Origin of the sequence: Mycobacterium canetti CIPT 140010059, assembly GCF_000253375.1 — a bacterium.
GTDB classification, from domain to species: domain Bacteria; phylum Actinomycetota; class Actinomycetes; order Mycobacteriales; family Mycobacteriaceae; genus Mycobacterium; species Mycobacterium tuberculosis.
Window position 1 is genome coordinate 1,746,298 of record NC_015848.1, and the last position, 22,118, is coordinate 1,768,415.

A 22,118-nucleotide genomic window follows, 5' to 3' on the forward strand; every position below is an offset into this window, starting at 1 on the left:
CGCGTTCGACGTCAGGCGGGTGCCGGCGCGTCCCTGTCGGCCGCCAACTTGTCGCACATCAGATCCGCCAGGCCACGAACGGTGGTGTTGATTTCGGTGGCGGAAATGCGGATCCCGGTTTCGGCTTCCACCCGCGCACGCAGTTCCTGGCTGCTCAGTGAGTCCAGGCCGTACTCGCTGAGCAGCCGGTCGGTGTCGATGGTGCGGCGTAGGATTAGGCCGACCTGCTTGGAGAGTAGCCGCCGCAGCCGGTCTGGCCATTCCTCGCGGGGCAGGTCCACCAGCTCGGCAAGGAATTTGCTTGTGCCTGAACGGTTTTGCCCCAGGGATTGGAACTTCTCCGCGAATGGGCTGTGCTGGGCGAAGGCTGTCAGCCAGGGTGATCCGATCACCGGGGCGTAGCCGCTGTAGGCGCGGTTGTGGCGCAGCAGGGTCTCGAAGGCGTAGGCGCCTTCCTCGGGGGCGATGGCGTCGCCGGTTTGTTCGGCAAAGGCGATCGCGCGGCCGATCTGGCCCCAGGCGCCCCAGGCGATGGAGGTGGCTGGTAGGTCTTGGGCTCGCCGCCAGTGGGTGAAGGTGTCCAGCCAGCTGTTGGCCGCGGCGTAGGCGCCCTGACCCGGCGAGCCCACCAGGGCGGCCGCTGAGGAGAATGAGCAGAACCAGTCCAGCGGCTGGTCCGCGGTGGCCCGGTGCAGTTGCCAGGCGCCATATGCCTTGGGCGCCCAGTCGCGTTCGATGAGTTCGTCGGTGATGTTGGCCAAGGTGGCGTCCTCGACCACCGCGGCCGCGTGCAGCACGCCGCGCAGCGGCAAACCCGTCGCGGTGGCCGCCGTGACCAACCGGTCGGCGGTGTCCGGCTGGGCGATATCGCCGCACTCCACCACTACGTCAGACCCGATCGCGCGGACGAGTTCGATGGTCTCCAACGCCTTTTGGCTGGGCTGTGAGCGCGAGCTGAGCACGATGCGGCCGGCCCCGGCGTTGGCCATCTTCTCGGCCAGGAATAAGCCCAGCCCACCCAGGCCACCGGTGATGATGTAGGACCCGTCTGAACGGAAAACCCGAGCCTGTTCGGGGGGAAGCACCACGTTGCTGCGCCCGGCGTGGGGGACGTCGAGGATGAGCTTGCCGGTGTGCTCGGCCGCGCCCATCACCCGGATCGCGGTGGCCGCCTCGGCCAGCGGGTAATGGGTGCTCTGCGGCATCGGCAGCACACCCTCGACGGTCAACCGATACACCGTGCTCAACAGTTCGCGGACCGCAGCCGGATGGCTCACCGACATCAACCCCAGGTCTAGACCGTAGAACGCCAGATTGCGCCGGAATGGCAAGAGTTCCAGTCGGGTATTGGAGTAGATGTCGCGTTTGCCGATTTCGATGAAGCGGCCGCCCAGGGCCAGTAGTTTGAGGCCGGCCAACTGTGCGGCACCGGTCACGGAGTTGAGCACGATGTCCACGCCGTAGCCGGCGGTGTCGCGGCGGATCTGCTCGGCGAACTCGACGCTGCGCGAGTCATAGACGTGTTCGATGCCCATGTCGCGCAGCAGGTCTCGACGCTTTTCGTTGCCTGCGGTGGCGTAGATCTGGGCTCCGGCCGCACGCGCGATCGCGATCGCGGCCTGGCCCACTCCGCCGGTGGCGGAGTGGATGAGCACCTTGTCGCCGGCCTTGATCCGCGCCAGGTCCTGCAGCCCGTACCACGCGGTGGCGCTGGCGGTGGTCACTGCCGCGGCTTGGGCGTCGGTCAGCCCCTCGGGCAGTCTGGTGGCCAGGCGGGCGTCGCAGGTGACGAACGTGGCCCAGCAGCCGTTGGGTGACATGCCGCCGACCCGGTCACCGACCTTGAGTTCGCTGACCCCGGGCCCGACCGCGCTCACCACCCCGGCGAAATCGGTGCCCAGCTGCGGCTGTCGCCCGTCGAGGGTTTGGTAGCGGCCGAAGGTGACCAGCACGTCGGCGAAGTTGATGCTGGACGCGGTGACGGCGACCTCGATCTCTCCCGGGCCCGGCGGGACCCGGTCGAACGCGGCGAACTCCAAGGTTTGCAGGTCACCGGGAGTACGGATCTGTAGGCGCATGCCGGCCTCGGCGTGGTCGACGACGGTGGTTTGCCGCTCCTCGGGGCGCAGCGGGGCTGGGCACAACCGGGCGGTGTACCACTGGTCGTTGCGCCAGGCGGTCTCATCCTCGCCGCTGGCCGCCAGCAGCTGACGCGCCACCGACTCCGCGCCGGTCTGCTCATCCACATCGACATAGCTGGCCTTCAAATGCGGGTGTTCGGCACCAATCACCCGCAGCAGCCCACGCATCCCACCCTGCTCAAGATTGGGTCGGTCACCAGACAACACCGCCTGAGCATTGTGGGTCAGCACATACAACCGCGGCTCTTGGGCCGTGATCTCTGGAATCTCGCGGGCGATACGCACCACATGTTTGACAAGCTCGCCGCCGCGCACGGGGGATTCCGCGGCGGGGTCGCCGGTCTGCGGCGCGGTCAACACGAATACGCCGGTGAACCCGCCGGTGCCGAGCTGGTCGCGCAGCCGCGCGGCCTGGGCTGCGTGGTCGGCGCGCTGTGGCCAGGACATGGTTGTGCACTGTGCCTCGCGCAGCTTCAGCGCGTCGGTCAACTCGGTGGCTAGCAGATCGGCGGCAGCGGAGGTGCTGATCAGCAGCCAGGCGCCGGGTTCGGCGTGGCTGTTTTCGGGCAGCTCACGTTCGTGCCATTCGATGCCAAGCAGCCGCTCACCCAAAACCCGGGCACGTTCGCTGGCCTGCGACGCGCCGGTACCCAACTGCAGCCCACGCACCGCCAACACCACCGCGCCGTGCTCGTCCAACACGTCCAGGTCGGCTTCCACGCCCACACCGCACGCGGTCACCGTCGCATAGCAGTACCGGGCATGACGGGCCGACCCATAGGACCGCAACCGCCGCACACCCAACGGCAGCAACAAACCACCGTCGGCCATACCCTGGACGGCGGGATGAGCCGCCACCGACTGGAAGCACGCATCCAGCAGCACGGGATGCACGCCGTAAGCTTTGACCTGCGAGCGAAGCGGGCCCGGTAGGTTGACCTCGGCCAGCACCGTGTCGCCGGCCCCTTCGGCGATGTACGCGTCAACCAGACCCGCAAAAGCCGGCCCTAAGCGATGACCACGCTTGTCCAGCCATTGCCGAACCTCGGCGCCGTCCACCTTGTGGGGATGGCTGGCCAGCAGTTCGGCGATGTTTTTCTGGGGTGGCTGGTCCGGGGCGTCGTCGGCTTCCCGGACAACGTGCAGAACCGCGGCGAGTTGCCGTGTGTACCTACCATCATGGCTGGTCTCTACTGTGAGTGGGACAACGCCGGGGGCTTCTACCGTGGCGGTGACGCCGATGGGGGTTTCGTCGTCGAGCAGCAACATCTGCTCGAATCGGATGTCGCGGACTTCGGAGGCTTCGCCGAGGACGGCGCGGGCTGCGGCCAACGCCATCTCGCAGTAGGCGGCTCCGGGAAGGGCGGCCGCGCCGTGGATTTGGTGATCGGCCAGCCAGGGTTGTGTCACGGTGCCGACCTCGCCCTGCCAGACGTGGCGTTCCGGCTCCTCGGGCAGGCGCACGTGGGAGCCCAGCAATGGGTGTACGGCGACGGTATTGGCGTGGGCGATGCGACGGGTCGTGTCGTCGAGCAGCAGACGACGGTGGTTCCATGTGGGCAGTGGTGCGTTGATCAGTCGGCCGGTGGGGTAGAGCACGGCGAAGTCGACGGCGGCGCCGGCGGCGTAGAGGTCGCCGGCCAGTGCGCGCAGCCCGTGGGGCAGTGGTTGTTCGCGGCGCATGCCGGCCAGCGCAGCCGCCGACATGTCGAGGCTGCGGGCGGTCTGGTCGACCGCGTGGGTCAGCAGGGGGTGGGGGGTCAGCTCGGTGAAGACCCGGTAGCCGTCTTCGAGGGCGGCTTGCACCGCCGCGGCGAAGCGTACGGTGTGGCGCAGGTTGTCCACCCAGTAGTAGGCGTCGCAGTAGGGCTCCTCGCGCGGGTCGAACGAGGTCGCCGAGTAGTAGGGGATTTCCGGTTGCAGCGGGCTGATTTCGGCGAGCGCTTCGGCCAGTTCGTCGAGGATCGGGTCGACCTGCGGGGAGTGCGATGCTACGTCGACGGCCACCTCACGGGCCAGCACGTCGCGTTGCTCCCAGGCGGCCACCAGGTCGCGTACCGTCTGGGTGGCCCCGCCGATCACGGTGGACTGCGGGGAGGCCACCACCGCGACCACGGCGTCGTTGACGCCGCGCGCCATCATATCCGTAAGCACTTGTTGGGCAGGCAGTTCCACCGATGCCATGGCGCCGGCGCCGGCGATACGGGTCATCAGCGCCGACCGCCGGCAGATGACGCGCACTCCGTCTTCGAGGCAGAGCGCGCCGGCGACCACCGCGGCCGCGGACTCGCCCAGCGAGTGGCCGATGACCGCGCCGGGCGCTACGCCGTAGGACTTCATTGTGGCCGCCAGCGCGACCTGCATGGCGAACAGGGTCGGTTGCACCCGGTCGATGCCGGTCACGACCTCGGGGGCGGTCATGGCTTCGGTCACCGAGAAGCCGGATTCCGCGGCGATCAGTGGTTCGATCGCGGCGATGGTGGCGGCGAATACCGGTTCGGTGGCCAGCAGGTCGGCGCCCATGCCCGCCCATTGCGAGCCTTGCCCGGAGAACACCCAGACCGGTCCGCGGTCGTCTTGGCCGACCGCGGGTGGGTAGGGGGTTTCGCCGGTGGCGACTTCCCGCAGCGCCTCGGTCAGCTCCGCGGTGGTGGCGGCCAGTACGGCGGTGCGCACCGGCCGGTGTCCGCGCCGGCGGGCCAGGGTGTAGGCCAGATCCGCCGGCGCCAGCTCGGGTCCTTGGGCGTCGACCCAATCGGCCAGCCGCGCGGCGGTCTGCCGCAGCGCGTCCTGCGAGCTGGCCGACAGCGCGAACAGCAGCGCGCCGTCGATACCGGGTGTGGCCGGGGTGTCGCCTGGTGCACCGGATTCGGGGGCTGGCACCGGTGCCTGCTCGACAATGGCGTGCACATTGGTGCCCGTCATGCCATACGACGACACCGCCGCGCGCCGGGGCGTTTCTTGATCGGCGCCGGGCCACGGCGTAATCTCTTGCGGCACAAACAGGTTGGTTTCGATTGCGGCAAGCTTGTCAGGCAGGGCCGTGAAGTGCAGATTCTGTGGGACCACGCCGTGTTGGAGGGCCAGGACCGCCTTCATCAGTCCCAGCGCTCCAGCGGCCGACTGGGTGTGGCCGAAATTGGTCTTCACCGATGCCAGCGCGCAGGGGCCGTCGTTGCCGTATACCTCGGCCAGGCTGGCGTATTCGATGGGGTCACCCACCGGGGTGCCCGGGCCGTGCGCCTCGACCATGCCCACCGTAGCCGGGTCCACACCGGCCACATCCAACGCCTCCCGATACGCCGCGACCTGCGCGGACCGTGATGGTGTCACAATATTGACGGTGTGGCCGTCTTGGTTGGCGGCCGTGCCACGAATTACGGCCAGGATCCGGTCCCCATCGGCCAGCGCATCCGGCAACCGCTTGAGCGCCAACATGACACAACCCTCACCGGAGACGAAACCGTCCGCGGAAACGTCGAACGCATGACAGCGCCCGGTCGCAGACAACATGCCCAACGCCGAGCCCGAGGCGGCCTTTCGGGGTTCGAGCATCACCGAAGCACCGCCGGCTAGCGCAATGTCGCTTTCGCCGTCGTGCAGGCTACGACAAGCCAGGTGAATAGCGGTGAGGCCAGACGAGCATGCGGTATCTACCGTGATCGCGGGACCCTGCAAGCCCATGGCGTAGGCGATGCGCCCGGACCCCATCGCAAAGCTATTGCCGATGTATCCATATGGCCCAGCCAGAGTCTGGGCGTCGGCGTGGACAAACTGGTAGTCGTCATGCATCAACCCCACGAAAACCCCTGTCCGCGAGGCCATCTGGTTCGGTGTTAGGCCGCCGTGCTCCATGGCCTCCCAGGCGGTTTCCAGCAGCAAACGGTGCTGCGGATCCATCGCAGTCGCTTCACGTTCGCTGATCCCGAAGAACTCGGGATCAAAGTCGCCGACGTTATCGAGGAACGAGCCCCATCGACATACCGACCGTCCGGGCACGCCGGGTTCGGGGTCGTAGTACTCGTCCGCGTCCCAGCGGTCGGCGGGGACCTCAGTGACCAGATCGTCGCCCCGCAGCAACGCCTCCCACAACCGATCGGGTGAGTCGATGCCCCCCGGCAGCCGGCACCCCATACCAATGACAGCTACCGGCGTAACACCTGTGCTATGCATGGTCGCCACCTCTCCTAGCCACGGGAGCCCAGCCACTGGCACCCTGTGCGCGGAGGCCAACACCGCCCACCAGGGTCATTGCCAGCCTATTGCTCCTAATTGCTCGCTTCGCCAGGGATTGGAGCGCGTCAGTTTTAGCTAGATACGCGAACTGCTGGAGCTGCGTACTGGCCCGCCGCCACGCGGCTAAATATTGAGCTAATGACCTCTCCGTAGCGGGTTGCGGATTCCCGGGCAATGGGATTGTTCGGGAACTGAATCATCAGGGAGACCTCGTCGAAGAGACGGATTACCGACATATACAGGTATGCCGGGCTCCGGGCATCGTTGTAGGCGATTGCATTTGCGCCTTTCAATGCGGTAGCGACAACCGCCGAAAGTGGGGGAAGGCCGGCATCCATGTAGTTCATCATGGTGAACTGCGGTCCATGCCTCTGCAGCCAGGGCGCCAATTCCAATACGCGGTCGTACGGCACATTTGCGAGGTCTATGTTCTCGTCGAATGATGCCTGAGTGGCACGAGCGGTCTCCTCGAAAGAGTTCGGGTCAATAGGTACGGTAAACGGTACGATGCCGGTGAACCAACCCATTGTCATGTACTCATCGGGTGTTCTGCGCTTATCGACCGGAGTAAGGCCGTAATAGATTTCTTGACCGGTCAATTCATAATGCGCCAGGGCTGCGCAGCCGAACAAGCCACCACTGAATCGGGCACCGGCGGCGATGCACTTGGATTCGAAACGGGCTGTTTGGTCTGGGTTCATCAGCGGCACGATGATCATGTCGCCACCACACGGAATCGACTGATCGCCCAGGGGCAACGGGAAGTCCGGCATGCCTCCGCCGTTGTTTTCGGCGAACTCGATCCATTTGCGGACCTCGGGGGAATCCAAGGTCATGGAGTCCGCGTGCGCCTTCTCCTGCAGGCAGAATTCATCATGACTCGCCGTGGCCGGGAGCGTAACGGGTGGTTTGCCCGCTACCAACGACTGGTAGTTCGTCAGAACCTCTACGTATAGCCCGGTGATCAACGCCGGGTCGCAGTGGAGGTGATCGACAATCGCAAAGAGAGTGCAGTGGTTCTCATACTGAATCAAGCCGAACTTGAAGCAATCCCACTGGAGTGGATCCGGTGTGGACAGCACAAAGTCTCGCCATTCAGGCTGGGTCAACTGGCCAAGGTGGACCGGAGCTAGCTGGATGTCGCGAGGGTTTTGGATCTTATGCCGAAGAATAGTCTTGGCGTCCTTGTATTCGAACCAGCTCCGGTAGGTCTCGTGCCGACGAAGATGCCAGTTGATGACCTGGGTCATGGTGCGGATATCACACTTGCCGGGCATCTCCCAGGAGCCCATGACCAGCCGTGAATAATCGAGCCCGCGGTCGCCGAATTCCACATATCCGCGCAAATGGCCGGCTTGCATGAAGCTGGGTGGCGCCGGGACTACTGGCGCCTGCTTGGCTTTCGCAAGCGTGGCAGGTGTTGGCCGCCATGTCACGACCGAACCCGACCCCAGTTCCCAGTCATGGACGAATCCCACGCCCAGACTGACGTCTGCTGAGCCCCCGCCAATGATCACGGTCCCTCCTCCATTCCGGCCGCTGCAGAGCAGTCGGCGCTTAGGTCCATTCCTACCTCATGAAGGTGCTGCAATGTCGGCTTTTGATGACAATTTGTCGAACAGGAGATCCGCCAAACCCCGGATGGTGGTGATATCGGCCGTGGTAATGCGTATCTTCGTCTCGGCTTCGATGTGAGTGCGCAGTTCGAGGTTGCCCAGTGAGTCAAGGCCGAACTCGGAGAGCGGACGATCGGCATCGACAGTGCGTCGCAGGATTAGGCCGACCTGCTCGGAAATCAGACGACGAAGCCGGGTGGGCCACTCTTCCTGTGTCAGCTCGTCGAGCTCGGCAAGGAATTTGCTTGTGCCTGAACGGTTTTGCCCCAGGGATTGGAACTTCTCCGCGAATGGGCTGTGCTGGGCGAAGGCTGTCAGCCAGGGTGATCCGATCACCGGGGCGTAGCCGCTGTAGGCGCGGTTGTGGCGCAGCAGGGTCTCGAAGGCGTAGGCGCCTTCCTCGGGGGCGATGGCGTCGCCGGTTTGTTCGGCAAAGGCGATCGCGCGGCCGATCTGGCCCCAGGCGCCCCAGGCGATGGAGGTGGCTGGTAGGTCTTGGGCTCGCCGCCAGTGGGTGAAGGTGTCCAGCCAGCTGTTGGCCGCGGCGTAGGCGCCCTGACCCGGCGAGCCCACCAGGGCGGCCGCTGAGGAGAATGAGCAGAACCAGTCCAGCGGCTGGTCCGCGGTGGCCCGGTGCAGTTGCCAGGCGCCATATGCCTTGGGCGCCCAGTCGCGTTCGATGAGTTCGTCGGTGATGTTGGCCAAGGTGGCGTCCTCGACCACCGCGGCCGCGTGCAGCACGCCGCGCAGCGGCAAACCCGTCGCGGTGGCCGCCGTGACCAACCGGTCGGCGGTGTCCGGCTGGGCGATATCGCCGCACTCCACCACTACGTCAGACCCGATCGCGCGGACGAGTTCGATGGTCTCCAACGCCTTTTGGCTGGGCTGTGAGCGCGAGCTGAGCACGATGCGGCCGGCCCCGGCGTTGGCCATCTTCTCGGCCAGGAATAAGCCCAGCCCACCCAGGCCACCGGTGATGATGTAGGACCCGTCTGAACGGAAAACCCGAGCCTGTTCGGGGGGAAGCACCACGTTGCTGCGCCCGGCGTGGGGGACGTCGAGGATGAGCTTGCCGGTGTGCTCGGCCGCGCCCATCACCCGGATCGCGGTGGCCGCCTCGGCCAGCGGGTAATGGGTGCTCTGCGGCATCGGCAGCACACCCTCGACGGTCAACCGATACACCGTGGCCAACAGTTCGCGGACCGCAGCCGGATGGCTCACCGACATCAACCCCAAATCCACACCATAAAACGAGAGGTTCTGCCGGAACGGGAAGAGCCCGAGCTTGGTGTCGCCGTAGATGTCGCGTTTGCCGATTTCGATGAAGCGGCCGCCCAGGGCCAGTAGTTTGAGGCCGGCCAACTGTGCGGCACCGGTCACGGAGTTGAGCACGATGTCCACGCCGTAGCCGGCGGTGTCGCGGCGGATCTGCTCGGCGAACTCGACGCTGCGCGAGTCATAGACGTGTTCGATGCCCATGTCGCGCAGCAGGTCTCGACGCTTTTCGTTGCCTGCGGTGGCGTAGATCTGGGCTCCGGCCGCACGCGCGATCGCGATCGCGGCCTGGCCCACTCCGCCGGTGGCGGAGTGGATGAGCACCTTGTCGCCGGCCTTGATCCGCGCCAGGTCCTGCAGCCCGTACCACGCGGTGGCGCTGGCGGTGGTCACTGCCGCGGCTTGGGCGTCGGTCAGCCCCTCGGGCAGTCTGGTGGCCAGGCGGGCGTCGCAGGTGACGAACGTGGCCCAGCAGCCGTTGGGTGACATGCCGCCGACCCGGTCACCGACCTTGAGTTCGCTGACCCCGGGCCCGACCGCGCTCACCACCCCGGCGAAATCGGTGCCCAGCTGCGGCTGTCGCCCGTCGAGGGTTTGGTAGCGGCCGAAGGTGACCAGCACGTCGGCGAAGTTGATGCTGGACGCGGTGACGGCGACCTCGATCTCTCCCGGGCCCGGCGGGACCCGGTCGAACGCGGCGAACTCCAAGGTTTGCAGGTCACCGGGAGTACGGATCTGTAGGCGCATGCCGGCCTCGGCGTGGTCGACGACGGTGGTTTGCCGCTCCTCGGGGCGCAGCGGGGCTGGGCACAACCGGGCGGTGTACCACTGGTCGTTGCGCCAGGCGGTCTCATCCTCGCCGCTGGCCGCCAGCAGCTGACGCGCCACCGACTCCGCGCCGGTCTGCTCATCCATTTGGTGGGGAAGGTCGATGTAGCTGACCTTCAAATGCGGGTGTTCGGCACCAATCACCCGCAGCAGCCCACGCAGCCCGCCCTGCTCGAGGTTAGGCCGGTCGTCGGGCAGCACCTTCTGGGCGTTTCGGGTCAGCACATACAGCCGCGGTGCTTGGCCCACGATCTCGGGGAGCTCGCGGGCGATACGCACCATCTGTTTAACGTGCTCGCTACCGTGGACGGGGGACTCGTTGTCGGGGTTGCCGTTTTGGGGTGCGGTGAGTACCACCACGCCGGTGAACCCGCCGGTGCCGAGCTGGTCGCGCAGCCGCGCGGCCTGGGCTGCGTGGTCGGCGCGCTGTGGCCAGGACATGGTTGTGCACTGTGCCTCGCGCAGCTTCAGCGCGTCGGTCAACTCGGTGGCTAGCAGATCGGCGGCAGCGGAGGTGCTGATCAGCAGCCAGGCGCCGGGTTCGGCGTGGCTGTTTTCGGGCAGCTCACGTTCGTGCCATTCGATGCCAAGCAGCCGCTCACCCAAAACCCGGGCACGTTCGCTGGCCTGCGACGCGCCGGTACCCATCTGCAGGCCGCGCACCGCCAGCAGGACGGTGCCGTGCTCGTCCAACACGTCCAGGTCGGCTTCCACGCCCACACCGCACGCGGTCACCGTCGCATAGCAGTACCGGGCGTGGCGCGCCGGACCGTAGGACCGCAACCGCCGCACACCCAACGGCAGCAACAAACCACCATTACCCACGCCCTGGACGGCGGGATGAGCCGCCACCGACTGGAAGCACGCATCCAACAGCGCCGGGTGGACGCCGTAGGCGCCCTGTTGCGCGCGGATCGAACCCGGCATGCCGACCTCGGCCAGCACCGTCTCGCCGGTCCCCTCGGCGGTATGCGCACAGGCTAGACCCGTGAAAGCCGGACCGAACTGAATGCCGCGGGTGTCGAACCCTTGTCGAAGCTCATCACCGTCCACCTGGTGGGGATGGCTAGCCAGCAGGGCAGCCATGTCCCGCGCGGGTGGCCGATCGTCACCGTCGGCGGTGTGCAGCACGGCGGAGGCCTTCCGCGCGCGGTCCCCGTCCCCGGCCGTCTCTACTGTGAGTGGGACAACGCCGGGGGCTTCTACCGTGGCGGTGACGCCGATGGGGGTTTCGTCGTCGAGCAGCAACATCTGCTCGAATCGGATGTCGCGGACTTCGGAGGCTTCGCCGAGGACGGCGCGGGCTGCGGCCAACGCCATCTCGCAGTAGGCGGCTCCGGGAAGGGCGGCCGCGCCGTGGATTTGGTGATCGGCCAGCCAGGGTTGTGTCACGGTGCCGACCTCGCCCTGCCAGACGTGGCGTTCCGGCTCCTCGGGCAGGCGCACGTGGGAGCCCAGCAATGGGTGTACGGCGACGGTATTGGCGTGGGCGATGCGACGGGTCGTGTCGTCGAGCAGCAGACGACGGTGGTTCCATGTGGGCAGTGGTGCGTTGATCAGTCGGCCGGTGGGGTAGAGCACGGCGAAGTCGACGGCGGCGCCGGCGGCGTAGAGGTCGCCGGCCAGTGCGCGCAGCCCGTGGGGCAGTGGTTGTTCGCGGCGCATGCCGGCCAGCGCAGCCGCCGACATGTCGAGGCTGCGGGCGGTCTGGTCGACCGCGTGGGTCAGCAGGGGGTGGGGGGTCAGCTCGGTGAAGACCCGGTAGCCGTCTTCGAGGGCGGCTTGCACCGCCGCGGCGAAGCGTACGGTGTGGCGCAGGTTGTCCACCCAGTAGTAGGCGTCGCAGTAGGGCTCCTCGCGCGGGTCGAACGAGGTCGCCGAGTAGTAGGGGATTTCCGGTTGCAGCGGGCTGATTTCGGCGAGCGCTTCGGCCAGTTCGTCGAGGATCGGGTCGACCTGCGGGGAGTGCGATGCTACGTCGACGGCCACCTCACGGGCCAGCACGTCGCGTTGCTCCCAGGCGGCCACCAGGTCGCGTACCGTCTGGGTGGCCCCGCCGATCACGGTGGACTGCGGGGAGGCCACCACCGCGACCACGGCGTCGTTGACGCCGCGCGCCATCAACTCCGAAAGCACTTGTTGGGCAGGCAGTTCCACCGATGCCATGGCGCCGGCGCCGGCGATACGGGTCATCAGCGCCGACCGCCGGCAGATGACGCGCACTCCGTCTTCGAGGCAGAGCGCGCCGGCGACCACCGCGGCCGCGGACTCGCCCAGCGAGTGGCCGATGACCGCGCCGGGCGCTACGCCGTAGGACTTCATTGTGGCCGCCAGCGCGACCTGCATGGCGAACAGGGTCGGTTGCACCCGGTCGATGCCGGTCACGACCTCGGGGGCGGTCATGGCTTCGGTCACCGAGAAGCCGGATTCCGCGGCGATCAGTGGTTCGATCGCGGCGATGGTGGCGGCGAATACCGGTTCGGTGGCCAGCAGGTCGGCGCCCATGCCCGCCCATTGCGAGCCTTGCCCGGAGAACACCCAGACCGGTCCGCGGTCGTCTTGGCCGACCGCGGGTGGGTAGGGGGTTTCGCCGGTGGCGACTTCCCGCAGCGCCTCGGTCAGCTCCGCGGTGGTGGCGGCCAGTACGGCGGTGCGCACCGGCCGGTGTCCGCGCCGGCGGGCCAGGGTGTAGGCCAGATCCGCCGGCGCCAGCTCGGGTCCTTGGGCGTCGACCCAATCGGCCAGCCGCGCGGCGGTCTGCCGCAGCGCGTCCTGCGAGCTGGCCGACAGCGCGAACAGCAGCGCGCCGTCGATACCGGGTGTGGCCGGGGTGTCGCCTGGTGCACCGGATTCGGGGGCTGGCACCGGTGCCTGCTCGACAATGGCGTGCACATTGGTGCCCGTCATGCCATACGACGACACCGCCGCGCGCCGGGGCGTTTCTTGATCGGCGCCGGGCCACGGCGTAATCTCTTGCGGCACAAACAGGTTGGTTTCGATTGCGGCAAGCTTGTCAGGCAGGGCCGTGAAGTGCAGATTCTGTGGGACCACGCCGTGTTGGAGGGCCAGGACCGCCTTCATCAGTCCCAGCGCTCCAGCGGCCGACTGGGTGTGGCCGAAATTGGTCTTCACCGATGCCAGCGCGCAGGGGCCGTCGTTGCCGTATACCTCGGCCAGGCTGGCGTATTCGATGGGGTCACCCACCGGGGTGCCCGGGCCGTGCGCCTCGACCATGCCCACCGTAGCCGGGTCCACACCGGCCACATCCAACGCCTCCCGATACGCCGCGACCTGCGCGGACCGTGATGGTGTCGCGATATTGACGGTGTGGCCGTCTTGGTTGGCGGCCGTGCCACGAATTACGGCCAGGATCCGGTCCCCATCGGCCAGCGCATCCGGCAACCGCTTGAGCGCCAACATGACACAACCCTCACCGGAGACGAAACCGTCCGCGGAAACGTCGAACGCATGACAGCGCCCGGTCGCAGACAACATGCCCAACGCCGAGCCCGAGGCGAACCGCCGCGGTTCGAGCATCACGTAGACACCGCCGGCTAGCGCAATGTCGCTTTCGCCGTCGTGCAGGCTACGACAAGCCAGGTGAATAGCGGTGAGGCCAGACGAGCATGCGGTATCTACCGTGATCGCGGGACCCTGCAAGCCCATGGCGTACGCCACCCGCCCGGATGCGAAGCAGGCATTGGTGCCCGTGTTGCCGTACGGCCCTTCGAAAGTCTGGTTGTCGGCGTGTACCAATATGTAGTCGGTATGAACCAACCCCACGAAAACCCCTGTCCGCGAGGCCATCTGGTTCGGTGTTAGGCCGCCGTGCTCCATGGCTTCCCAGGAGGTTTCCAGCAACAAGCGGTGCTGCGGATCGATCGCTATCGCTTCTTTCTCCCCGATCCCGAAGAACTCGGGATCAAAGTCGCCGACGTTATCGAGGAACGCGCCCCATTTGCAGTCGGTGCGTCCGGGCACGCCGGGTTCGGGGTCGTAGTACTCGTCGATGTCCCAGCGGTCGGCGGGGATCTCGGTGACCAGATCGTCGCCCCGCAGCAACGCCTCCCACAACCGATCGGGTGAGTCGATGCCCCCCGGCAGCCGGCACCCCATACCAATGACAGCTACCGGCGTAACACGTGTCCTATCCACGGTCTTTGTTCTCTCCTTACCCACGGTTCAAGCTTTTGCCAGCGGCGTATCGTCGAACTTCGGTCCGGGTTGATAGAACCGCAGCACCAAACGCACCCACCGACCCCCACGCTTCACGCCAACCCTTTAGTTCATTGGCGTGAACAGCAGCGTAGCCGGTTGCCCCGATATATGTGGAAAAATCGTTCGGACGTACAAAAAAAGTTCCTGACGCTGGCGTCAACTCGAAACTGCCTCGGAAGTCATGATTGATTCATCAGTCAATATTAAAGTCGCAGCTCACAACTATAATCCGCCGGTGCAGCGGACAATTGCGGAAGCGCCGGACGCCTCGCGGTCCGATGTCGCCTTTCCCTGCCTCGTCGTCAATATCTGATGGTGGACGACCGCCCGTGCCGGACCGGCTTAGGTAGCCAGCCGGGCTTCGCGCCACGCAATTTGCCTAGTCGTGGAAGACGGATTGCCGAAGTGTCGAAGGCAACCCGAACTCCGATGTTCAGGTTATGCCAATTGGTGCCCGGAAATCCCCGAAATCGAAAATGTTACGTGCAGGTTTCACTGAGCGGATCAAGGCCGTCGTCGCTGAAGCTGGGCGGCTGGGGCGACATCGTGCGATCCGCCCTCGGCGATGCGCACGTACGCCGATTGTATCGTCTCTGGATGCCGCGCGATCGAGCCCTGCGCGATCGGACTACTGGGGGACAACGCGGTGACGGTGCTCTCCTCGTGAAACTTGTTGACCCACATGCACGCTTGCGCGCCGATCCAGCCATCGCCGAATACTCTGGCATTCATCCGGTCCAGTTGTATTGCGATGACCGCAGACAGCAGAAGCGCGCCGGCCGGCATCGAGGCACGACGGGAACGGAAGCCGCCACCTAGAGGATCCAACGAGCATCTATGCTTTTCCCTTCCCACGGCCGCGCGTGAGGCATCCTCGCTGTGCAGCACCGCCAGGTCAGGGATCAACGCGCCGACTATTTCTCCGTCGATGTGGCTGGACTGCACCTGCTCCGTCTCTCTTTGCTGCCACCAGCGCCAGGTTGGTTGTGGAAGCTGAGTCACCGTCGGGCGAAACCGTCAGCGTTGACGAAGCGTTAGAGGTAGTGTGCTGCCGTGGTCGCGTCTTCGATTCCCACCGCGCTGCGCGAGCGCGCCAGTGTGCACCCCAATGGTGCGGCCATCACCTACATCGATTACGAGCAGGACTGGGCCGGTGTTGCCGAAACCCTGACCTGGTCTCAGTTGTATCGGCGAATGCTCAATGTCGCCGAGCCGCTCCGGCATGTGGGGGCGACCGGTGATCGGGCAGTGATACTGGCACCGCAGGGAATCGAATACGTCGTTGGATTTCTCGGCGCGTTGCAGGCCGGACGTATCGCGGTTCCGCTGCCGGTTCCACATGCCGGCGCCCACGATGAGCGTACGATTTCGGTGCTAAGCGACACTTCGCCCGCTGTCATTCTGACGACGTCGGGGGCCGTTGACGATGTCAGAGAATGCGCTCAGCCACAGCCAGGCCAGTCCACACCATCAATCGTTGAGCTTGATTTGCTGGACTTAGATTCTCGGCAGCGCTCCCGCAGCCCTGGCGCGCGCCCAACCGGCAGGGATACGCCGGAAACCGCGTATTTGCAATATACTTCGGGATCCACCCGTACGCCGGCCGGTGTCATGGTCTCGAACAAAAATGTCTTCGCCAATTTCGAGCAGATCGTGGCCGACTTCTTTGCGCCCGAGGGGGGCGTCGTCCCGCCGGACCTCACTGTGGTGTCTTGGCTGCCGCTGTACCACGACATGGGTCTTCTATTAGGCGCGATCATGCCGATCCTGGCGGGTGTACCCACCGTGTTGACGAGTCCGGTGGGGTTCCTTCAGCGGCCGGCTCGATGGATACAACTGCTGGCACGTAACGGTCGCACGATTTCGGCAGGACCGAATTTCGCTTTCGAGTTGGCGGTGCGTAAGACGTCAGACGACGACATGGACGGACTTGACCTCGCCGGCGTGCACACCATCCTCAACGGCAGCGAGCGAGTACACCCGGCGACCCTCAAACGATTTGCTGAACGGTTCGGCCGCTTTAATTTTGCCGCCGCGGCGCTGCGGCCCGCGTATGGCATGGCGGAAGCAACGGTGTACATAGCGACCCGTAATGTGAACGAACCACCAGAAATCGTCGACTTCGAATCCGAGAAACTGCCTGCGGGCCAAGCGATCCGGTGCCCGAGCGGAAGCGGCACACCGCTGGTCAGCTACGGCGTCCCACGGTCACAGCTAGTGCGCATCGTTGATCCAGACACGTGTATCGAGTGTCCGCAGGGATCGGTCGGTGAGATCTGGGTGCAAGGTGGCAACGTCGCGTCCGGCTATTGGCACAAACCCGAGGAGAGCAAGCGCACGTTTGGCGCCAGGATTGTCACCCCTTCGGCGGGCACACCCGAAGCGCCTTGGCTGCGAACCGGGGATTCGGGTTTCGTCTCCGGCGGCGAGCTGTTCATCATCGGCCGCATCAAGGACCTCTTGATTGTGTATGGGCGCAACCACGCTCCCGACGACATCGAGGCGACCATCCAGGAGATAACCTCCGGCCGCTGTGCGGCGATCGCGGTCCCCGACCACGGCACCGAAAAGCTGGTCGCGATTATCGAACTCAAGAAACGGGGAGACTCCGACGAGGATGTGGCGGACCGGCTGCGCATCGTCAAGCGTGACGTCGCCGCGGCGATATTTGATTCGCACGGTCTGAGCGTGGCCGATCTCGTTCTGGTGTCGCCCGGGTCGATTCCCATCACCACCAGCGGCAAGATCAGGCGGGCACAGTGCGTCCAGCTTTACCGACGGCGTGAGTTCACCCGGTTAGACGCTTGACTGCATCGTTGGAGCTTGTTTTCCATTGTGCTACAACCGGTTTGCTGTCTCTGTGGCCCAGTGTTAGTGGGCCGCTCGGCATTGACTGAGCACGACACGATTCCTAGTGTGCTGGTATGTCGGACGGCGCGGTGGTACGGGCATTGGTATTGGAGGCGCCGCGCAGGCTGGTCGTGCGCCAGTACCGGCTGCCGCGCATCGGCGATGATGACGCACTAGTGCGGGTAGAGGCCTGCGGGCTGTGCGGCACCGATCACGAGCAATACACGGGCGAGCTGGCCGGTGGGTTTGCCTTCGTACCTGGCCACGAGACGGTCGGGACGATTGCGGCCATCGGTCCGCGGGCGGAGCAGCGGTGGGGCGTGTCGGCCGGCGACCGAGTAGCCGTCGAGGTATTCCAGTCGTGTCGGCAGTGCGCTAACTGTCGTGGCGGCGAGTACCGGCGTTGTGTACGGCATGGCCTCGCTGACATGTACGGGTTCATCCCGGTTGACCGAGAGCCTGGCCTGTGGGGCGGTTACGCCGAATATCAGTACCTGGCGCCGGATTCGATGGTGTTGCGGGTGGCCGGTGACCTCAGCCCGGAAGTGGCCACCTTGTTCAACCCGCTGGGGGCGGGAATACGTTGGGGAGTAACGATTCCCGAAACCAAACCGGGCGACGTCGTGGCGGTGCTGGGTCCAGGAATCCGGGGGCTGTGCGCCGCCGCGGCGGCAAAAGGGGCCGGTGCCGGGTTCGTGATGGTGACCGGGTTGGGACCCCGTGACGCCGACCGGTTGGCGCTGGCGGCACAGTTCGGAGCCGACCTCGCCGTCGATGTTGCGATCGATGACCCGGTCGCCGCCCTGACCGAACAGACCGGTGGGCTGGCAGACGTCGTTGTCGACGTGACCGCCAAGGCGCCAGCGGCATTCGCACAGGCGATAGCGCTAGCCCGGCCCGCCGGGACCGTTGTTGTCGCCGGCACCCGGGGCGTGGGCAGCGGGGCACCGGGATTTTCGCCCGACGTCGTTGTGTTCAAGGAGCTGCGTGTGCTTGGCGCCCTCGGCGTAGACGCCACCGCCTACCGGGCCGCGCTTGATCTGTTGGTGTCCGGTCGATACCCCTTCGCAAGCCTGCCTCGCCGCTGCGTGCGGCTCGAAGGCGCCGAGGATCTGCTGGCTACCATGGCCGGTGAACGCGACGGTGTCCCGCCTATCCACGGAGTGCTCACACCATGACAACATCCCGCGTGCCCCTGTTGCCGGTCGACGAGGCCAAAGCTGCTGCCGACGAAGCGGGCGTGCCCGACTACATGGCTGAGCTCAGCATCTTCCAAGTGTTGCTGAATCATCCGCGACTAGCGCGGACCTTCAACGACCTGCTCGCCACCATGCTGTGGCACGGGACCCTGGACTCACGGTTGCGTGAGTTGGTGATCATGCGGATTGGTTGGCTCACCGACTGTGACTACGAATGGACCCAACACTGGCGGGTTGCTTCAGGGCTTGGCGTGTCGGCCGACGATCTGCTCGGTGTACGGGATTGGCAAGGGTACAACGGGTTCGGGCCCGCTGAGCAGGCCGTCCTGGCGGCCACCGATGACGTGGTGCGCGAGGGCGCGGTGAGTGCGCAGAGCTGGTCGGCTTGCGAGCGGGAATTACATTGCGACAAAGTGGTTCTCATCGAACTCGTTACGGTGATAAGCGCATGGCGAATGGTCGCTTCGATCCTGCACAGCCTCGAGGTCCCACTGGAAGACGGCGTTTCCAGCTGGCCGCCCGACGGCCTTTCGCCAAGGTGACTGCGCCGAGCGTGTAACCATGGCGAGATTCCGCCGGCGATTTTTCCGCCCTGAGTGCACGTTCGGCGCAGAAGCACTAGACGATCCGGTAGGTCTGCACAGCGTGAGCGACGATGTTCCCGTCGGGATCGGTTGCGGTGATCTCGGTGAAGGTGAGTTCCTTGCGGCGTCGGGCAGTGCGCGCATGACAGAGCAAGTCACACCGCTTGGCGGCGCCGGTGTACTGGATGCTCATCGCGACCGTGGCGGCGCGGGTGCCCCTGTCGAAGTCGTGGTTCGACCAAGCGGCGGCGGCACCGGCGGTGTCCATCACCGACGCGATCACCCCACCGTGAAAGTAGGTGCCGTCATTGGTGAGGTCGGTGCGAAACGGGAGTCGGATCACGACGTCGTCGGGTTCGTAGCGTTCGAACACGATGCCGAGCCCGCCGATGAACGGCGTCCTCGGCATCAGCTCACGCACCGCCTGGCGACGTTTGTGCTGCTCTTGGGCGGTCAACGGGTCGGACATGGCAGGTAATCTACCCTATTAGATTGACATATCAATCAATAACTCTTAGCGTCGTCGCAATGCGGACCAGAGTCGCCGAGCTGCTCGGTGCTGAGTTTCCAATATGCGCGTTCAGCCACTGCCGGGATGTGGTGGCGGCGGTGTCCAATGCGGGCGGGTTCGGGATCCTCGGTGCCGTCGCACATAGCCCCAAACGGCTGGAGAGCGAGCTGACCTGGATCGAGGAGCACACGGGTGGCAAGCCGTACGGAGTCGACGTGCTGCTGCCGCCCAAATACATCGGCGCCGAGCAAGGCGGTATCGATGCCCAGCAGGCCCGGGAGCTCATACCCGAAGGGCATCGCACCTTCGTCGACGACTTGCTGGTTCGCTATGGCATCCCCGCGGTCACCGACCGGCAGCGTTCGTCCTCGGCCGGTGGGCTGCACATCTCGCCCAAGGGTTATCAGCCGTTGCTGGATGTGGCCTTCGCCCATGACATCCGGTTGATCGCCAGCGCGCTCGGGCCGCCGCCACCGGATCTCGTGGAGCGCGCCCACAACCATGACGTGCTGGTTGCCGCCCTAGCCGGCACGGCGCAGCACGCGCGGCGACACGCGGCTGCGGGTGTTGACCTGATCGTCGCGCAGGGCACCGAGGCCGGAGGCCACACCGGCGAGGTGGCGACCATGGTTCTGGTTCCCGAAGTCGTCGATGCGGTGTCGCCAACGCCGGTGCTGGCCGCGGGCGGGATCGCCCGTGGCCGCCAGATCGCTGCGGCGTTGGCCCTGGGGGCGGAAGGCGTCTGGTGCGGGTCGGTCTGGTTGACCACCGAAGAAGCCGAAACGCCCCCGGTGGTCAAGGACAAGTTTCTGGCCGCAACATCCTCGGACACGGTGCGGTCCCGGTCGCTAACCGGCAAGCCGGCGCGCATGCTGCGCACGGCCTGGACCGACGAATGGGATCGGCCTGACAGCCCCGACCCGCTTGGCATGCCGCTGCAGAGCGCGCTGGTCAGCGACCCGCAGTTGCGCATCAACCAGGCCGCCGGCCAGCCCGGGGCCAAGGCTCGTGAGCTGGCGACCTACTTCGTCGGACAGGTCGTCGGCTCACTCGACCGGGTGCGGTCGGTCCGCTCGGTGGTGCTTGACATGGTCGAGGAGTTCATCGACACCGTCGGGCAACTGCAGGGGTTGGTGCAAAGGTGAGCCGCGCTAGCGCGCGGCGGCGCCGAGCGGTCAGCGATGAGGACAAGTCGCAACGGCGCGACGAGATCTTGGCCGCGGCCAAAATAGTGTTTGCTCACAAGGGTTTTCATGCCACCACCGTCGCAGACATCGCCAAGCAGGCCGGCCTGGCGTACGGGCTGATCTACTGGTACTTCGACTCCAAGGACGACTTGTTCCACGCCTTGATGGCCGGTGAAGAGGAGGCGCTGCGCGCGCATGTCGCGGCCGAACTGGCCCGCGTTGGCGGGTCTACCGAGGCGCCGCTTCGGGCCCTGTTACAGGCCGCGGTACAGGCCACGTTCGAGTTCTTCGAAACCGACAAGGCTACCGTCAAACTACTGTTCCGTGACGCTTACGCGCTTGGGGGCCGATTCGAAGAGCATCTCGGCGGAATCTACGAGCGGTTCATCGACGACATCGAAGCCGTCGTTGTTGCCGCTCAACGGCGCGGTGAGGTTGTCGAGGCCCCGTCCCGGATGGCCGCGTACACGTTGGCGGCGCTGGTGGGGCAGTTGGCACACCGACGGCTGAATACCGACGATAACGTCACCGCCGCCCAGGTAGCCGACTTCGTGGTGTCGCTGGTGCTAGACGGGCTGCGTCCGCGTGCACTGGCGGTCGGGGCCCGCGGTGGTCGGGCCGCCCGAACCTGAGCAAAGGCTGCCAAATACATGGTGAACGCGTAAGGATTCGCGACACCCGCCCGGATCACGTTGACCGAGACGGGTAGGTCGTGCATGATCGGTCCGGTAAGCACCTCGTTAGGTGAGGCGGCTACACGAACATAGGCCACTGACCCCGAACGTCGAGAGACGCCCCGGGTCAGGACAGCTCTTCCCGGCTTAAGGGTTGAGCCCAGGTGGCTTCCGGCTTACCGGACACGTCGTGTGGTGCCGAAGCTCTGACGAGAGGGGTGCGGATTTCCGGCAGTTGCCGGCATCTCTGTACTCCTGTGACGCGCTTTATCGTGCGGACAACCGTACGTGTCGTGGCCGTGAGGAGGTGAGGGACGCATGAGTTCCGGTGACAGTCCGGACCGATATCCGGGCTCTGTTTCGTCCCGATCCGGTTTCCGGCGCGACGTTTTGCGCTGAGTCGTCAAACCAAGATCAGCCTTCTTGGATCGGAACCGCTACGGGACGGGACCAACTCGGTTCAGTCCATATGTGCTCGTTTTGATTTCCGTCCTCGCTTGCAACTCCGTCTAGGAGGCGATCATGACCGCTGCTCTGCACAATGACGTAGTAACCGTAGCTTCGGCCCCCAAGCTGCGGGTGGTGCGCGATGTGCCCCCGGCCCCCGCGTCCAAGAAGGTTGCTCGCCGGCTCGACGCGCAGCCTTTCGGCACCGGAGGGGACCCGCTGGTCGACGGGGCAGCTCGTTTGCTGAGCATTCCGCTGCGCCACCTCTACGCCGCGTTGTGGCGCGTCGGGCTGCTCGAGGTCCAGGCCTAGTCCGATGGGCAGGCAGCCGACCTTGCGCCGCGATGTGGAT

Annotated in this window: 11 protein-coding genes and 1 riboswitch; of the genes, 6 read left to right on the forward strand and 5 right to left on the reverse strand. The window is 65.7% G+C overall.

Translation table 11 applies throughout. From position 1 onward, the window contains the following. Positions 1-11 precede the first annotated feature (11 nt). The 4 genes from pks2 (MCAN_RS08130) to MCAN_RS08145 all read right to left on the reverse strand — a co-directional run bounded on the left by pks2 (MCAN_RS08130) (position 12) and on the right by MCAN_RS08145 (position 15,316). Positions 12-6,314: a sulfolipid-1 biosynthesis phthioceranic/hydroxyphthioceranic acid synthase gene (gene pks2 / locus MCAN_RS08130; protein WP_041180245.1), complete on the reverse strand. Its 6,303-nt coding sequence runs from the start codon at positions 6,312-6,314 to the stop codon at positions 12-14. A 134-nt stretch (positions 6,315-6,448) separates the two neighbouring features. Then, the gene (locus MCAN_RS08135; RefSeq protein ID WP_014000810.1) at positions 6,449-7,894 is read right to left on the reverse strand and encodes a condensation domain-containing protein; all 1,446 of its coding nucleotides are present in this window, start codon (positions 7,892-7,894) and stop codon (positions 6,449-6,451) included. Between the two features lie 57 nt (positions 7,895-7,951). After that, positions 7,952-14,275 (reverse strand): sulfolipid-1 biosynthesis phthioceranic/hydroxyphthioceranic acid synthase, encoded by a 6,324-nt coding sequence (gene pks2 / locus MCAN_RS08140; protein ID WP_014000811.1) that lies wholly within the window; start codon positions 14,273-14,275, stop codon positions 7,952-7,954. A 543-nt stretch (positions 14,276-14,818) separates the two neighbouring features. After that, positions 14,819-15,316: a hypothetical protein gene (locus MCAN_RS08145; protein ID WP_014000812.1), complete on the reverse strand. Its 498-nt coding sequence runs from the start codon at positions 15,314-15,316 to the stop codon at positions 14,819-14,821. A 51-nt stretch (positions 15,317-15,367) separates the two neighbouring features. On the opposite strand from MCAN_RS08145, the gene fadD24 reads away from it, so the two are divergent. From fadD24 to MCAN_RS08160, 3 genes are all read left to right on the forward strand, one after another. After that, a complete protein-coding gene (gene fadD24 / locus MCAN_RS08150) occupies positions 15,368-17,122 on the forward strand; it encodes a fatty-acid--AMP ligase FAAL24/FadD24 (RefSeq protein WP_014000813.1) in 1,755 nt (584 codons plus the stop codon). 116 nt (positions 17,123-17,238) lie between these two features. After that, entirely contained in the window at positions 17,239-18,342 is a 1,104-nt protein-coding gene (locus tag MCAN_RS08155; RefSeq protein WP_003407690.1) for a zinc-dependent alcohol dehydrogenase, read from the forward strand. Continuing rightward, positions 18,339-18,905 (forward strand): carboxymuconolactone decarboxylase family protein, encoded by a 567-nt coding sequence (locus MCAN_RS08160; protein WP_003407692.1) that lies wholly within the window; start codon positions 18,339-18,341, stop codon positions 18,903-18,905. Before MCAN_RS08155 ends, MCAN_RS08160 begins: the two co-directional genes overlap by 4 nt. Positions 18,906-18,981: 76 nt before the next feature. Here the strand turns inward: MCAN_RS08160 and MCAN_RS08165 are convergent, their stop codons facing one another. Next, complete coding sequence (locus MCAN_RS08165) at positions 18,982-19,416, reverse strand: PaaI family thioesterase (protein WP_003407695.1); 435 nt, start codon at positions 19,414-19,416, stop codon at positions 18,982-18,984. A 59-nt stretch (positions 19,417-19,475) separates the two neighbouring features. Between MCAN_RS08165 and MCAN_RS08170 the strand changes: the two genes are divergently transcribed. The 3 genes from MCAN_RS08170 (at position 19,476) to MCAN_RS08180 (ending at position 22,078) form a co-directional block, all read left to right on the forward strand. After that, complete coding sequence (locus MCAN_RS08170) at positions 19,476-20,603, forward strand: NAD(P)H-dependent flavin oxidoreductase (RefSeq protein ID WP_014000814.1); 1,128 nt, start codon at positions 19,476-19,478, stop codon at positions 20,601-20,603. Continuing rightward, positions 20,600-21,277, forward strand: a complete 678-nt coding sequence (locus MCAN_RS08175) for a TetR/AcrR family transcriptional regulator (protein ID WP_003407700.1) — start codon at positions 20,600-20,602, stop codon at positions 21,275-21,277. The genes MCAN_RS08170 and MCAN_RS08175 overlap by 4 nt, the downstream gene beginning before the upstream one ends. Before the next feature lie 97 nt (positions 21,278-21,374). Then, positions 21,375-21,544: riboswitch (M-box (ykoK) riboswitch) on the forward strand. A 297-nt stretch (positions 21,545-21,841) separates the two neighbouring features. After that, entirely contained in the window at positions 21,842-22,078 is a 237-nt protein-coding gene (locus tag MCAN_RS08180; protein WP_003407710.1) for an Rv1535 family protein, read from the forward strand. Positions 22,079-22,118 lie beyond the last annotated feature (40 nt).